The sequence below is a fragment of the Nocardioides sp. genome, from assembly GCF_035697785.1.
Lineage (GTDB): Bacteria > Actinomycetota > Actinomycetes > Propionibacteriales > Nocardioidaceae > Nocardioides_B.
Map to the genome: position 1 here is coordinate 1 of NZ_DASSCL010000116.1, position 14,050 is coordinate 14,050.

Genomic DNA, 14,050 nt, shown 5'->3' on the forward strand with positions numbered 1-14,050 from the left:
CGACGACCTCGGCCTTGACCCGGATCGCACGCTCGACCAGCTCGGCGAGAACGGGCGAGGACGCGGTGATCTTGTCCGTCTCGTCGACCAGGCGCAGGATCTCGGGATCGGCGATGAAGCCGCACTTGACGACCTCCGCCAGCCCGGCGACGAGGTCCTCGCGCGGCAGCGAGTCGAGGGTGGCGAGGTCGCACAGCACGCCGGCGGGCTCGTGGAAGGAGCCGACGAGGTTCTTGCCGGCACCGGTGTTGATGCCGGTCTTGCCGCCGACAGCGGCGTCGACCATGCCGAGCAGGGTGGTCGGCACGTGCACCACCCGGACGCCCCGCAGCCAGGTCGCGGCCACGAAGCCGCCGAGGTCGGTGACCGCGCCGCCACCGAAGGTGACCACGGCGTCGGAGCGGGTGAAGCCCCGCTCCCCCAGGGCCTCCCAGCAGTCCGCGGCGACCGCGGCGGTCTTGGCCGCCTCCCCGTCGGGCAGGCCGAGGGCGAGCACGTCGACGTGGTCGACGAGCGAGTCGACCAGCGGCTGGGCGAGACGGGCGAGCGGGTCGGCGTACATGACCGCGACCCTGCGGACGCCGGGTCCGAGGATGCCGGGCAGGTGGCCGGCGAGGTCACGGCCGATGACGACGTCGTACGGCGCGGCGCCACCGACGTGGATGACGGTCTCGCTCATCGCAGCAGCCCCTCCACCTCGTGCGCGACGTCCTCGGGGGTGCGGCCGTCGGTCTCCACGACGTGGGTCGCGACCGACTCGTAGACCGGGGTGCGCTCGTCGAGCAGCGCCTTGATCCGGCCGCGCACGTTGCCGAGCAGCAGCGGCCGGCCGACGCCCAGCCCGACCCGCTTGACCGCGTCGGAGAGCCCGACCCGCAGGAACACGACACGGTGGTCGGCGAGCAGGGTCCGGGTGCCCTCGTCGAGCACTGCTCCCCCGCCCAGCGCGAGCACGCCGTCGTGGGAGCCCAGTGCCTCGGCGACCGCGGCCACCTCGAGCGCCCGGAAGTGCTCCTCGCCGTCGTCGACGAAGATGTCGGAGATGCTGCGTCCCTCGGCGGCCTCGATGTCGGCGTCGGTGTCGCGCACCGGCAGCCCCCAGGCCTCGCCGAGCAGGGTCGCGACCGTGGTCTTCCCGGCGCCCATCGGACCGACCAGGACGACCCTGGGGCTCACCGGAACCTCAGCGTGTCGAGGTAGGACTCGGCGTTGCGCTTCGTCTCGGGCAGCGAGTCGCCGCCGAACTTCTCCACCACGGCGTCGGCCAGCACCAGCGCGACCATCGCCTCCGCGACGATGCCGCTCGCGGGGACCGCGCAGACGTCGGAGCGCTGGTGGTGGGCGGTGGTGGCCTCGCCGGTGGTGACGTCGACGGTGCGCAGCGCCCGCGGGACGGTCGCGATCGGCTTCATCGCGGCACGGACCCGCAGCACCTCGCCGGTCGTCATGCCGCCCTCGGTCCCGCCCGAGCGGCCCGTCGTGCGCCGCAGGCCGTCCTCGGTGGACACGATCTCGTCGTGCGCGCGGGACCCGGGGGTGGCGGCGGTCTCGAAGCCGTCGCCGACCTCGACGCCCTTGATCGCCTGGATGCCCATCAGGGCGCCGGCGAGCCGAGAGTCGAGACGGCGGTCCCAGTGGACGTGCGAGCCGAGGCCCGGCGGCAGGCCGTGGACGACCACCTCGACGACCCCGCCGAGCGTGTCGCCGTCCTTGTGCGCCTGGTCGATCGCCGCGACCATCTGCTTGCTGGCGTCGGGATCCAGGCCGCGCACCGGGTCGTCGTCGAGGTAGGCCACGTCGGACGGCGACGGGACCGACCCGTCCGGAGCGGACACGCCGCCGAGTCCGACGACGTGGGAGACGACGTCGGCGCCCACCGACTGCCGCAGGAAGGCCCTGGCCACGGCGCCGAGCGCCACCCGGGCCGCGGTCTCACGCGCGGACGCGCGCTCGAGGATCGGTCGGGCCTCGTCGAAGTCGTACTTCTGCATGCCGACCAGGTCCGCATGACCGGGGCGGGGGCGGGTGAGCGCGGCGTTGCGGGCCAGCGCCTCGAGCTCGACCGGGTTCACCGGGTCGGCGGACATGACCTTCTCCCACTTCGGCCACTCGGTGTTGCCGACCCGGATCGCGATCGGGCTGCCGAGGGTCCGGCCGTGCCGGAGCCCGCCGATGACCTCGACCTCATCCTGCTCGAACTTCATCCGGGCGCCGCGGCCGTAGCCCAGCCGGCGCCGTGCGAGTGCGTCGACGATGTCGGCCGAGGTCACCGCGACGTGGGCCGGGAGCCCCTCCAGGACGGCGACGAGGGCGGGGCCGTGGGACTCGCCCGCCGTGAGCCAACGCAACATGCGGTCAGTCTTTCACGCGGCCAACGGCCGAAAGTCAGGCGTACCACGCAGCGACATACGGCCCCAGCAGGACGCCGAGGACCGCCCCGACCAGCATGAACGGCCCGAACGGATAGGCCTTGCGGTCCACGATCCGCAGTAGCGACAGGCCGAGCCCGCCCAGCGCGCCGACGACGAACCCGGCGTACACGCCGACCAGCAGCTCCGCCCAGCCGAGGTAGCCCAGCGCGATGCCGAGCACGCCCGCCAGCCGGACGTCTCCGTAGCCCATCCCGCGCGGGTAGATGAACCAGAGCAGGAAGAACGTGCCGCCGGCCACCAGCCAGCCGAGCCCCGCGGTGACGAGCGCGTCCAGATCGCCCTCGGCCCAGGCGGACAGCGCCGCCAGGACCGCGACGACGGCGTACGACGGCGCGATCACCTTGGTCGGCAGCAGCCGGGTGTGCCAGTCCACCACCGCCAGCGCGACCCCGACCGGGGCGAGGTACAGCAGGAACGACAGCGCCGGGGACCACCCGACGGCGCCGCCGAGGAGACCGGCCACCACGGCGGTCGCGATCGACGCCCGCCAGCGCAGCCCGCGACCTCGGGCGATGTCGGCGTACAGCTCCTTCTCCGGTTGGTCGAGCTTCTCCGGGTCCGACTTCGGTTCCGGGATCCGCGCGATCAGGGCGGGCACCAGCTGGCCGACGAGCAGCCCGTAGAGGGCGCAGGCGAGCGCGGTGTCGAGATGCACGGGGCGACCCTAGGCCACGGGCGTGGCGTACGGTGGGAGGACGAGCCTCCCTGGACCCCGGTGGCGGTGTCCACCGACGCAGGGAAGCCCCATGACCACTGCCACACCCGCCCCCGCACCCGTACCTCAACGCGCCGGATACGCGGAGCTCGCGGCCGAGATCCGCAGGCTCGGGTTGCTGCGCCGTCGACCCGACTTCTACATCCCCATGATCGCGGTCAACCTGTGCGCCCTGGTCGCGGTGGTCACCGTAATGGCGCTGGCCCGGGACTCCTGGTGGCTGGTGCTGGTGGCCGCAGCCTTCGCCGTGGTCTCGGCGCAGATCGCGTTCGTCGGCCACGACTCCGGGCACCGTCAGGTGGCCCGCCGATCCGGACCGAGCCGGTTGCTCGGGCTCTTGCACGCCAACCTGCTGAACGGGATGAGCTACGGCTGGTGGGTGGACAAGCACAACGCCCACCACGCCCACCCCAACGACCTCGACGAGGACCCCGACGTGCGCGCCGGTGCTCTGGTGTTCGACCGGCAGCAGACCGCGGACCGGCGAGGGCTGAAGGCCTGGTTGGCCCGCCACCAGGCATGGCTGTTCTTCCCGATGCTCCTGGGGGAGGCGGTGAACCTGCACGTGGCGAGCGTGCGGGCGCTGATGCGACCGGGAGTCCGCCACCGTGGGGTCGAGGCGGTCCTGCTCGGCGTGCACCTCCTGGGCTACGCGGCGCTGCTCGTCACCACGATGACGCTGCTCCAGGCGGTGGCCTTCGTCGCCGTCCACCAGTCCGTGCTGGGCCTGTACCTCGGCTGCTCGTTCGCGCCGAACCACAAGGGCATGCCGATGCTGGACGAGACGCAGGCCGCGGACCCGTTCCTGCGGCAGGTGCTGACCAGCCGGAACATCCGCGGCGGCCGCCTGGTCGACCTGGCCCTCGGCGGCCTGAACTACCAGATCGAGCACCACCTGTTCCCGAGCATGCCGCGCCCGAACCTGCCCAAGGCACGCCCCGTCGTGCAGCAGTTCTGCGAGCGCAACGGGGTGCCCTACATCGAGCTGTCGCCGCTCGCGTCGTACCGCGAGGTGCTCCGCCACCTGCACGACGTCGGCACCCCGCTGCGGCAGGGGGCGAAGGCATGACGATCGGTGTGCCCGCGCACTCAGGCAAGGAGAACGAGCTGCGGCTGCCGCTGCATCCGGCCCACCTGCCCCGGATTCCGGAGGACCTGCGTCGTCAGGTGTTCCTCGAGCACGGCTACGGCGAACGCTTCGGTGTCGGCGACGACGTGCTGGCCGGCCACGTGGGGGGCCTGCGCACGCGGGACGAGCTTGTCGCGGAGTGCGACACGATCCTGCTCCCCAAGCCGCTGCTGGACGACGTCCGGCGGCTCCGGGAGGGCCAGGTGCTGTGGGGCTGGCCGCACTGCGTCCAGGACCCCGAGCTCACCCAGGCGGCGATCGACCGTCGCCTCACCCTGATCGCCTTCGAGGCCATGAACCACTGGCACGACGGCGGGTTCGGGCTGCACGTGTTCCACAAGAACAACGAGCTCGCCGGATACGCCTCGGTGCTGCACGCGATGCAGCTCGCCGGCAGCACGGGCGACTACGGTCGTCGGCTCCGGGCCGTCGTGATCGGCTTCGGGGCGACGGCCCGGGGCGCGGTCACCGCCCTCAACGCCCTCGGCGTACACGACGTCGACGTGCTCACCCATCGGCAGGTGCCGGCCGTCGCCTCCCCCATCCACTCCGCCCGGATCATCAGATTCGACCACGACGGCAACCTGCCGCGGGTGGGCCACGCCTACCCCGAGGGTCTGGACGTGCCGCTGTCAGGGTTCCTCGCCGAGCACGACCTGATCGTGAACTGCGTCCTCCAGGACACCGACGCCCCCATGCTCTTCCTGGCCGACGAGGACCTCCACCTCCTCGCGCCGGGCACGGTCATCATCGACGTCTCGTGCGACGAGGGCATGGGGTTCGCCTGGGCCCGCCCGACCTCCTTCGACGAGCCCGCCTTCGTGGTCGGTGACCACGTCCTGTACTACGCGGTCGACCACAGCCCGTCCTACCTGTGGAACTCGGCGACCTGGGAGAACAGCCTGGCGCTGCTGCCCTACCTCCGGACCGTGCTCGCCGGGGAGTCCGGGTGGGACTCCGACGAGACCATCCGCCGCGCGATCGAGATCCGGCACGGCGAGATCGTCAACCCCCGGATCCTCTCGTTCCAGTCGCGAGAGGCGGAGTACCCGCACCGCCACCTCGCCCGGGTCGGCGTCTAGGCGGTACGCCCCCTGCGCTCGACGGCCCGCTCACCGGCGAGCCGCATCGCCGCCACCGGGGCCGGCTCCCCCGTCATGAGCTCGACCTGGAGCGCGGCCTGGTGCACGAGCAGGTCCAGTCCGGTCACCAGCCGGCGGCCGACCTCCCGCGCGCGGGCGGCCAGCGGTGTCGGCCAGGGGTCGTACAGGACGTCGAAGACCACCGAGACGGCGTCGACCAGACGCAGCTCGTGGTCGGTGTGGGCCGACGCGGGGATCGTGGAGACCAGCACCTCCGCCGACGGTACGTCGGAGCCGAGGGGACGCACCTCCACCCGGGGCGGCGCGGCGTGCCGGGCCACGGCCGCCAGCGTGTCCGCGGCCCGCGCCTCGTCACGCACCAGCAGGGTCGCCGAACCACAGCCGAGGTCCGCAAGCCCGAGCAGCACCGACGCCGCCGTGGCGCCGCCGCCGAGCACGACGGCACGGTCGAGCGGCCCGTCGTAGCGCTCGCGCAGCGCCGCCGCGGCACCGGGGATGTCGGTGTTGTGACCGACCCGGCGTACCCCCTGGCCCACGCGGTCGAGGACGACCGTATTGGCCGCGCGAGCCTGGTCGGCGCGCGCGGACACCTCGTCGAGCAGGGGCACGACCGCACGCTTGAGCGGCATCGTCAGCGACAGTCCGCGCCAGGTCTCGTCGAGGCCGTCGAGGAACCCGGCCAGGTCGTCCTCGCCGACGTCGCGGGCGTCGTACTCCCAGTCCAGCCCGAGGGACGCATAGGCCGCACGGTGCAGCACCGGTGAGAGGGAGTGCGCGATCGGGCTGCCGAGCACCGCGCACCGCACCGTCACGCGGTCTCCCGCGGTCCGGTCAGCACCGGTCGGAGCCCTCGCAGTACTCGGCCAGCTCGACGTTCTTGAACCGGAGGAACTCGTTGTAGTCCTCGGTGAACTTGGTCTCCCCGGTGTCGAGGTTGACCGTCACGTAGTAGACCCACGGGCCCTCGGTCGGATGTGCCGCCGCCTCGATCGCCGCGTCTCCCGGGGCCTCGATCGGCCCGGGCGGGAGGCCGGGGTTGATCCGCGTGTTGTAGGGCGAGTCGACCTGCAGGTCCTCCTCCGTCAGCGCGAGGCCGAGGTCGCGCCCGAGCGCGTAGTTGACGGTGGCGTCGATCTGCAGCAGGCCGTCGGTCGCGTCGGTCTCGAGCCGGTTGTAGATCACCCGGGCGACCTTGCCCCGGTCCTCGTCGCGGTTGGCCTCGGACTCGACCAGGCTGGCGATGGTCATGAGCTCCCCAGGCGTGTAGCCGAGCTCCTCGGCGGCCTGCTCGAGACCGGCCTCGTCGGCCGCCTGCCGCCAGCGGTCCACCATGACGGCCAGCATGTCGGCGGGCTTGTCCCGGGGGCCGAACGCGTAGGTCGCGGGGAACAGGTAGCCCTCGGCGCTGCCCTTGGCGTAGCCGGGCAGGCCCAGCCGGTCCGGCCGGTTGAGGGCCCGGCGGAACTGCTTGGCGCTGAAGTCGGTCTCCTTCGCGAGGATCTCGACGATCTGCTCCACCCGCAGCCCCTCCGGCACGGTGACCGTGCTCTGGATCAGGTTGTCGGGGTCGACCAGCACCTCGAGGGCGTCCGCAGCCGGCATCTCCTTCTGCAGCTCGTAGAACCCGACCTGGATGCCCGTCGAGTCCGGGTTCGCCCGCGCCTCGTCGGTGAACGCCTCCAGGCTGGCCACCACACCCTTGTCGACCAGCACGCTGCCGATGTCAGAGGCGTTGTCGCCCTCCTCGACCTCGACGAGCACGCTGCCGGACCCGGGCCCGGCGAAGTCCTCGGGGTCGCTGAACCGGTCCTGGAAGGCGTCGATCCCCTTGGAGGCACCCCAGTACAGACCACCCATGATGACCGCGAGCACGGCGAGGGCGGCCAGGCAGCCCAGACCCCGCCGCGGGCGGCGGGCCCGGTGGGACTTCAGTTCTAGTCCGAGTTCGCTCAACGGCCTGGCTCACACCTATCCATGGTCTGTCCCCGTCGATGAAACCGCTTCCCCCGGCGCGGCCCCGGTGCTGCGCTCTGTCTCCAGGGCATTCTGCAAGATCACCACGGCGGCCGCCTGGTCGACCACCGCGCGTCGCTTCTTGCCCTTCTTACCCCGCTCGCGCAGAACCGACTCCGCGGAGACGGTACTCAGTCGCTCGTCGCACAGCCGCACCGGGACCGGCGCGACGGCATCGGCGAGCCGCGCGGCGAAGTCGCGGACCTTGGCCGCCGCCGGACCCTCGCCGCCGGACAGGCTGCGCGGCAGTCCCACGACGACCTCGACCGCCGCCTCCGCGTCCACGAGGGCACGCAGGCGGGCCAGGTCGCCGGCGCCGCGCGCGACCGTCTCCACGGGCGTGGCGATCAGGCCCGCCGGGTCCGACCGCGCCACTCCGATGCGCACGTCCCCCACGTCGACGCCGAGACGTACGCCCGGCCTCATCGACCGGTCACCGGTGCGTGGCCGCCCGGCCGACGGCGTGCTCGACGTCGACCAGAGCCTGGTCGACGTGGGCCACGTCGGCGCCGCCACCCTGCGCGACGTCGTCCTTGCCGCCGCCACTGCCGCCGAGCACGGCCGCGGCCACCTTGACCAGCTCGTTGGCCGAGATCCCCCAGCCGCGGGCCTCGTCGTTGACGGTCACCACCACGGCCGGCTTGCCCTTGCTGGAGCCGATGATCGCGACGACCCCGGGCCGTCCGGCCGGCATCCGTCCACGCACGTCCAGCGCCAGCTTGCGCACGTCACCCGCACCGGCACCGTCGACCCGGTGCCCCACGAAGGCGACGCCGTAGACGTCCTTCGCCTGGGCGGCCAGCTCGCCCGCCGCCGCCAGCAGCTGGGACATCCGGACCTTCTCGATCTCCTTCTCGGCGGTCCGGAGCCGCTCGACCAGGTCGTTGACCCGGTCGGGAAGCTCCTCGGGACGGGCCTTCAGCGCCTCGCTCAGCTGGGCCACGAGCACGTGCTCGCGGGCCAGGAACCGGTAGGCGTCACCGCCGACGAGCGCCTCGACCCGGCGTACGCCGGACCCGATGGACGACTCGCCGAGCAGCTTGATCACGCCGAGCTGCCCGGACCGGCCCGCGTGCGTGCCTCCGCAGAGCTCGCGGGCCCAGTCGCCGACCGAGATCACCCGGACCTGGTCGCCGTACTTCTCGCCGAACAGCGCCATCGCGCCGCTCCTGCGCGCCTCGTCCTGGGTCATCAGCTCGGCGTGCACGGCGAGGTCGGCCAGCACCAGGTCGTTGACCCGTGCCTCGACGTCGACCATGGCGGACTGCGGCACCGCGCCGGTGGCTGAGAAGTCGAACCGGAACCGTCCGGGGGCGTTCTCCGAGCCCGCCTGGGTCGCGGTCTCCCCCAGTGCCTCGCGGAACGCCTTGTGCACCATGTGGGTCGCGGTGTGCGCGCGGCTGATCGAGCGACGACGCTCGACGTCGACCACCGCGTGCGCCTGCTCGCCCACCGTGACCTCGCCCGACACGACCCGGGCCTGGTGCACGATCATCCCGGCGATCGGCGACTGCACGTCGAGCACCTCGACCCGCGCGCCGTTGGCGAGCTCGAGCACGCCGTGGTCGGCGAGCTGGCCGCCGCCCTCGGCGTAGAAGGGGGTGCGGTCGAGGACGAGCTCGACCTCGTCTCCCTCCCGGGCGGACCGCACGGACGCGCCGGACGCGTCGATGAGGCCACCGACGACGGCCTCGGTGACGACCTCGTTGTAGCCGGTGAACTCCACGGCGCGGCCGAGCCCGTCGGACACCTCCCGGTAGGCGCCGATCGCGGCGTGCTGGCCCTTCTTGGCCCTGGCGTCCGCCTTGGCACGCTCGCGCTGCTCGGTCATCAGCCGGCGGAACTCACCCTCGTCGACCGACAGCCCCTGCTCGGCGGCCATCTCCAGGGTCAGGTCGATGGGGAAGCCGTAGGTGTCGTGCAGCGCGAACGCCTTGGCTCCGGAGAGTCGAGTCTCGCCGGCACCCTTCGCCTCCTGGGCGGCCACATCGAAGATCGTCGTACCGGTGCGGAGCGTCTGCCGGAAGGCGTCCTCCTCGGCGTACGCGATCGTGCTGATCCGCTCCCAGTCGGACGCCAGCTCCGGGTAGGACAGCTTCATCTTGTCGCGGCTGACCGGCAGCAGCTCGGGCAGGATGCGGTCCTCGACGCCGAGCAGGCGCATGGAGCGGACCGCGCGGCGCAGGAGCCGACGCAGCACGTAGCCGCGGGCCTCGTTGCCGGGCGTCACGCCGTCCGCGATCAGCATCATGCCGCTGCGGACGTGGTCGGCGACGACCCGGAAGCGCACGTCGTCCTGGTGGTCGGCGCCGTACCGCCGGCCGGTGAGCTCGGACGCCTTCTCGATGACCGGAAACACCTCGTCGATCTCATAGAGGTTGTCCTTGCCCTGGAGCAGGTAGGCGACCCGCTCGAGCCCCATCCCGGTGTCGATGTTCTTGGCCGGCAGCGGCGCCTGGACGTCGAAGTCCTCCTTCGCCCGCACCGCGGACAGCGACTCCTGCATGAAGACGAGGTTCCAGAACTCCAGGTAGCGGTCCCCGGCCTCCCAGTCCCGGTCCGCGCCGTACTGCGGACCCCGGTCGATCAGGATCTCCGAGCAGGGCCCGCCGGGACCCGGCACGCCCATGTGCCAGTAGTTGTCCTTCTTGCCCAGCCGCACGATCCGGTCGTCGGGCAGACCGGCGATCTTCTTCCAGAGGTCCACCGCCTCGTCGTCGTCCTCGTAGACACTGGCGTAGAGGACGCTCTCGTCGAAGCCGTAGCCGCCGTCGGCCTGGCTCTTGGTGACCAGGTCCCAGCCGGCCTCGATCGCGCCTTCCTTGAAGTAGTCACCGAACGAGAAGTTGCCGCACATCTGGAAGAACGTGCCGTGCCGGGTGGTCTTGCCCACCTCCTCGATGTCGAGGGTGCGCACGCACTTCTGGACGCTCACGGCGCGCTGGTAGGGCGGCGTCTCCTGGCCGAGGAAGTATGGCTTGAACGGCACCATGCCGGCGTTGACGAACAGCAGGTTCGGGTCGTCGAGCAGCAACGATGCAGACGGCACCACCTGGTGGTTCCGCGCCTCGAAGTGCGCGAGAAACCGTCGGCGGACCTCCGCGGTGTCCATCAGTCGTTGCCCTCTCTGTGGTCATGGGAGTGGTCGGGGCCACTCGTGATCGTCTTCTGCTGCTCCTCATGGAGCGCGAGGCCGAGCCGGCGCCGCAAGTCGTTTTCCTTCTCGTCCATGCCGGCGCGGACCTCTTCGCCGAACAGGTGCAGCCCCAGGGACAGGCCGGCCAACCTGTCGGCGAGGCCCTCGGGCGTGAGCATCTCGGCGGCCCGACGGGCCTTGACCAGGCCATAGGCCCCGGCGCCGGCCCCGGCGACGAACCAGAAGGCGCGGCTCATCCGGGGTCCCCGCGAAGGTGCGAGCGAAGCGAGCAGCGTCGTGGGGTGTTCATGCTGCGTCCTCGTCGAGCGACTGGGCGCGGAGGTGCCGCTTGGCCTCCTTGAGGTCACGGCGACGCTGCTTGCGGGCCCTGCGCACCTCCCGGCGCATCTCGAACGCGATCCGGTTGCGGTTCTCCGGGGACAGCGCCCGGCGCACGCCGTACCCGAACGAGGCGATCGTCACCAGGGACTCGCCCAGGGCGACCGAGGCGAACTGCCGCGCCGACAGCTCCTGGCGGACCAGCGGAGCCGGCGCGGACTCAGTCGGTACGTCGGGGCTGCCGGCGGTCGTGATGACGAACTCCTGTGACGGGGTGGCCGGCGGCACACGCCGCGCCAGACCGTCGAGCCGTCTCTGCACCGCAGCGAGCTCCTCGCGCGACGCGGCCAGCTCGTCCGCGAGCCGGCGCCGGGCCCGGGTCGCCGAGACGGTCACGCGCCACGCGGTCAGGACGGCCACGAGCACGACGGCGAGGCCGGCCAGCAGCAGCCACCAGAGCCCGGAATCCATGGTCACCGACCCTACCGCGGGGCCGACGGCGAGCCGCCGTCCCCTCGGACCCGCCGGCGGACCCGCTCCCAGCGGTCCTTGAGCGCGGCCTCGGCGCCGAGCGACGTGGGCTGGTAGTACTCCGCGTCGGCGACGACGTCCGGGGCGTACTGCTGCTCCGCGATGCCGAACGGCTCGTCGTGGGCGTAGACGTACCCCTGGCCGTGGCCGAGCTTCTTCGAGCCCCCGTAGTGGGCATCGCGCAGGTGGCTCGGGACCGGACCGACCTTTCCGGCACGCACGTCGCTCGACGCGGCGGAGATGGCCGTGGTGACCGCGTTCGACTTCGGCGCCAGCGCCAACGCGATGGTCGCCTGGGCCAGGTTCAGCCGGCCCTCCGGCATCCCGATCAGCTGGACCGCCTGGGCGGCGGCCACGGCGGTGGTGAGCGCGGTGGGATCGGCCAGACCGATGTCCTCCGAGGCCAGGATCACCAGGCGGCGGGCGATGAAGCGCGGGTCCTCCCCCGCCTCGACCATCCGGGCCAGGTAGTGCAGTGCGGCATCGGCGTCGGAGCCGCGGACGCTCTTGATGAAGGCGCTGATCACGTCGTAGTGCTGGTCGCCCTGCCGGTCGTAGCGCACGGCGGCCCGGTCCACCGCCTTCTCGGCCGTCTCCAGGTCGACGGTCGACACTCCGGTCGCGGTCGCGGCGCCGGCGGCCGCCTCGAGGTAGGTGAGCGCCCGCCGGGCGTCTCCGCCGGCCAGCCGGACGAGGTGCTCGCGCGCGTCCTCGTCGATCTTGACCTCGCCGGCGAGCCCGCGCTCGTCGACCAGCGCCAGCTCCATCACGCCGCGGACGTCGTCGTCGGTGAGCGACTCGAGCGTGAGCAGCAGGGAGCGGGACAGCAGTGGTGAGATCACCGAGAAGAAGGGGTTCTCGGTGGTGGCGGCGACCAGCGTCACCCAGCGGTTCTCGACACCTGGCAGCAGCGCGTCCTGCTGCGCCTTGGTGAAGCGGTGCACCTCGTCGACGAAGAGCACGGTCTCCGATCCGCCCCGGGTCAGCTGGGCCCGCGCCGCGTCGATGGCGGCGCGCACCTCCTTGACCCCAGCCGCGACCGCGGAGACCTCCACGAACGTCCGGTTGGTCTGCTGCGACACGATCGAGGCGATGGTGGTCTTGCCGGTGCCCGGAGGGCCCCACAGCAGCAAGGACATCGGCTGGTCGCCCTCGACGAGCCGACGCAGGGGCGAGCCGGCCGCCAGCAGGTGCTGCTGGCCGACCAGCTCGTCGAGCGTCCGCGGCCGCATCCGCACCGCCAGCGGGGCCGAGGCGTGCGTGTTGCCGGCGAGAGTGCCGCCGGACCCCGAAGTCGGGGCAGGGCCCTGAGCACCCATGTCGAAGAGACCGTCCACCCGGTCAGCCTAGGTCTGTGAGGATCAGGCATCCCTGTCGGGCGGAGTCGTCGACGCGCCGCCGGAGCCGGTGCTCGGACGGTTGACCGTCCCGGTCGGGTTGTCCTCGTTGATGCGCGACGACGCCGCGGAGTGAGCCGACAGGTCGGTCCACTCGTCGGCGTACCCCGGGTTCTGCAGGTCCTCGGCGCTGATGCCGGCCCCGGGCACCTGGTTGCCGTCCCGGTCGACGCCGAGGGCACTGAGCGTGATCGGCGAGCTCGGCGCCTCGCCGAGCGGTGCCGCGAAGTGGCAGGCGACCTTGTGGGTCTTGCCGATCTGGAGCAGGGGCGGCTCGACCTTGGCGCAGATGTCCTGGGCCATCCAGCAGCGGGTCCGGAAGCGGCAACCCGAGGGCGGGTTGATCGGGCTGGGCACGTCGCCCTCGAGACGGATGCGCTCGCGCCGGCCACCCACGGCGGCCTGCTTCACGTCGGGAGCCGCCGAGAGGAGGGCCTGCGTGTAGGGGTGGTGCGGGCGGTTGTACAGGGTCTCCCGATCGCCGATCTCGACGATCTTTCCGAGGTACATGACCGCGATCTCGGGGCAGAAGTGTCGGACCACCGCGAGGTCGTGGGCGATGAAGAGGAAGGCGATGCCGAACTCACGCTGGACGTCCTGCAGGAGGTTGACGACCTGGGCCTGGATCGACACGTCGAGCGCGGAAACCGGCTCGTCCGCGACCAGCAGCTTCGGCTGGAGGGCCAGCGCCCGGGCGATGCCGATGCGCTGGCGCTGACCGCCCGAGAACTCGTTGGGGTAGCGGTTGTAGTGCTCGGGGTTGAGGCCCACCACCTCGAGAAGCTCCCGGACCCGGCCGAGGACCTGCTTCTCCGGCACCATCTTGTGGACCCGGAGCGGGGTGCCCACGATCGTGCCGACGGTGTGCCGCGGGTTCAGCGAGCTGTACGGATCCTGGAAGATCATCTGGATCTCGCTGCGAAGCGGCAGCATCTGCTTGTTGCTGAGCTTCCCGATCTCGCGACCGTCGAACTTCATCGACCCCGACGTCGGGTCGTAGAGCCGGGTGATCAGCCGACCCGTCGTCGACTTGCCGCAGCCCGACTCGCCGACGAGTCCGAGCGCGCCTCCCCGCGGCACCTGGAACGACACCCCGTCGACGGCCTGGACCTGGCCGATCGTGCGGCGCACGAGCCCCGAGGAACGCACCGGAAAGTACTTCTTGAGGTTGGTGACCTCGAGGATCGGCCCGGCATCCCCGGAGCCCGAGCCTCCCGCGCGCTTCGGCGCAGGCGTGACGTCAGTGTCAGTCATG

The 14,050-nt window shown here is 72.0% G+C and carries 14 protein-coding genes; 2 read left to right on the top strand and 12 right to left on the bottom strand.

Features of this window, described 5'->3' with window-relative positions:
• From VFH10_RS12400 to VFH10_RS12415, 4 genes are all read right to left on the bottom strand, one after another.
• A partial coding sequence (locus VFH10_RS12400; protein ID WP_325128953.1) for a 3-dehydroquinate synthase family protein occupies positions 1 to 679 on the bottom strand: 679 nt, incomplete at its 3' end.
• The gene (locus VFH10_RS12405) at positions 676 to 1,176 is read right to left on the bottom strand and encodes a shikimate kinase (protein WP_325128955.1); all 501 of its coding nucleotides are present in this window, start codon (positions 1,174 to 1,176) and stop codon (positions 676 to 678) included. The genes VFH10_RS12405 and VFH10_RS12400, both read right to left, overlap by 4 nt.
• Positions 1,173 to 2,351 (bottom strand): chorismate synthase, encoded by a 1,179-nt coding sequence (gene aroC / locus VFH10_RS12410; protein ID WP_325128957.1) that lies wholly within the window; start codon positions 2,349 to 2,351, stop codon positions 1,173 to 1,175. Before aroC ends, VFH10_RS12405 begins: the two co-directional genes overlap by 4 nt.
• 34 nt (positions 2,352 to 2,385) lie before the next feature.
• Positions 2,386 to 3,087 (bottom strand): A24 family peptidase, encoded by a 702-nt coding sequence (locus VFH10_RS12415; protein WP_325128959.1) that lies wholly within the window; start codon positions 3,085 to 3,087, stop codon positions 2,386 to 2,388.
• Positions 3,088 to 3,178: 91 nt separating this feature from the next.
• Between VFH10_RS12415 and VFH10_RS12420 the strand changes: the two genes are divergently transcribed.
• Both VFH10_RS12420 and VFH10_RS12425 read left to right on the top strand, forming a co-directional pair.
• A complete protein-coding gene (locus VFH10_RS12420; RefSeq protein ID WP_325128961.1) occupies positions 3,179 to 4,216 on the top strand; it encodes an acyl-CoA desaturase in 1,038 nt (345 codons plus the stop codon).
• Entirely contained in the window at positions 4,213 to 5,358 is a 1,146-nt protein-coding gene (locus tag VFH10_RS12425) for a N(5)-(carboxyethyl)ornithine synthase (protein WP_325128963.1), read from the top strand. The genes VFH10_RS12420 and VFH10_RS12425 overlap by 4 nt, the downstream gene beginning before the upstream one ends.
• On the opposite strand, the gene VFH10_RS12430 is transcribed toward VFH10_RS12425, so the two are convergent.
• The 8 genes from VFH10_RS12430 to VFH10_RS12465 are packed head-to-tail and all read right to left on the bottom strand — an operon-like array spanning position 5,355 to position 14,049.
• Positions 5,355 to 6,191, bottom strand: a complete 837-nt coding sequence (locus tag VFH10_RS12430) for a shikimate dehydrogenase (protein ID WP_325128965.1) — start codon at positions 6,189 to 6,191, stop codon at positions 5,355 to 5,357. The genes VFH10_RS12425 and VFH10_RS12430 overlap by 4 nt on opposite strands.
• A gap of 19 nt (positions 6,192 to 6,210) precedes the next feature.
• Positions 6,211 to 7,332 (bottom strand): endolytic transglycosylase MltG, encoded by a 1,122-nt coding sequence (gene mltG / locus VFH10_RS12435; protein ID WP_325128967.1) that lies wholly within the window; start codon positions 7,330 to 7,332, stop codon positions 6,211 to 6,213.
• Between the two features lie 15 nt (positions 7,333 to 7,347).
• On the bottom strand, positions 7,348 to 7,818 hold the full coding sequence (gene ruvX / locus VFH10_RS12440; RefSeq protein WP_325128969.1) for a Holliday junction resolvase RuvX: 471 nt from the start codon (positions 7,816 to 7,818) through the stop codon (positions 7,348 to 7,350).
• A gap of 7 nt (positions 7,819 to 7,825) precedes the next feature.
• On the bottom strand, positions 7,826 to 10,504 hold the full coding sequence (alaS, locus tag VFH10_RS12445) for an alanine--tRNA ligase (RefSeq protein ID WP_325128971.1): 2,679 nt from the start codon (positions 10,502 to 10,504) through the stop codon (positions 7,826 to 7,828).
• Positions 10,504 to 10,785, bottom strand: a complete 282-nt coding sequence (locus tag VFH10_RS12450; protein ID WP_325128972.1) for a DUF6167 family protein — start codon at positions 10,783 to 10,785, stop codon at positions 10,504 to 10,506. The genes alaS and VFH10_RS12450 overlap by 1 nt, the downstream gene beginning before the upstream one ends.
• Before the next feature lie 49 nt (positions 10,786 to 10,834).
• On the bottom strand, positions 10,835 to 11,338 hold the full coding sequence (locus tag VFH10_RS12455) for a hypothetical protein (RefSeq protein ID WP_325128973.1): 504 nt from the start codon (positions 11,336 to 11,338) through the stop codon (positions 10,835 to 10,837).
• A gap of 11 nt (positions 11,339 to 11,349) precedes the next feature.
• Positions 11,350 to 12,717 carry a replication-associated recombination protein A gene (locus tag VFH10_RS12460; RefSeq protein ID WP_325129014.1) on the bottom strand — a complete coding sequence of 456 codons (1,368 nt, stop codon included), beginning with the start codon at positions 12,715 to 12,717 and terminating at the stop codon, positions 11,350 to 11,352.
• A 42-nt stretch (positions 12,718 to 12,759) separates the two neighbouring features.
• A complete protein-coding gene (locus VFH10_RS12465; RefSeq protein WP_325128975.1) occupies positions 12,760 to 14,049 on the bottom strand; it encodes a dipeptide ABC transporter ATP-binding protein in 1,290 nt (429 codons plus the stop codon).
• Between the last annotated feature and the right edge of the window lies 1 nt (position 14,050).

Excerpts from the sequence above, each read along its gene's own strand:
- VFH10_RS12465 (WP_325128975.1), bottom strand. The coding sequence starts at position 14,049 with ATGACTGACACTGACGTCACGCCTGCGCCGAAGCGCGCGGGAGGCTCG.
- VFH10_RS12450 (WP_325128972.1), bottom strand. The coding sequence starts at position 10,785 with ATGAGCCGCGCCTTCTGGTTCGTCGCCGGGGCCGGCGCCGGGGCCTAT.
- VFH10_RS12420 (WP_325128961.1), top strand. The coding sequence starts at position 3,179 with ATGACCACTGCCACACCCGCCCCCGCACCCGTACCTCAACGCGCCGGA.
- VFH10_RS12455 (WP_325128973.1), bottom strand. The coding sequence starts at position 11,338 with ATGGATTCCGGGCTCTGGTGGCTGCTGCTGGCCGGCCTCGCCGTCGTG.
- VFH10_RS12460 (WP_325129014.1), bottom strand. The coding sequence starts at position 12,717 with ATGGGTGCTCAGGGCCCTGCCCCGACTTCGGGGTCCGGCGGCACTCTC.
- aroC (WP_325128957.1), bottom strand. The coding sequence starts at position 2,351 with ATGTTGCGTTGGCTCACGGCGGGCGAGTCCCACGGCCCCGCCCTCGTC.
- VFH10_RS12425 (WP_325128963.1), top strand. The coding sequence starts at position 4,213 with ATGACGATCGGTGTGCCCGCGCACTCAGGCAAGGAGAACGAGCTGCGG.
- ruvX (WP_325128969.1), bottom strand. The coding sequence starts at position 7,818 with ATGAGGCCGGGCGTACGTCTCGGCGTCGACGTGGGGGACGTGCGCATC.
- alaS (WP_325128971.1), bottom strand. The coding sequence starts at position 10,504 with ATGGACACCGCGGAGGTCCGCCGACGGTTTCTCGCGCACTTCGAGGCG.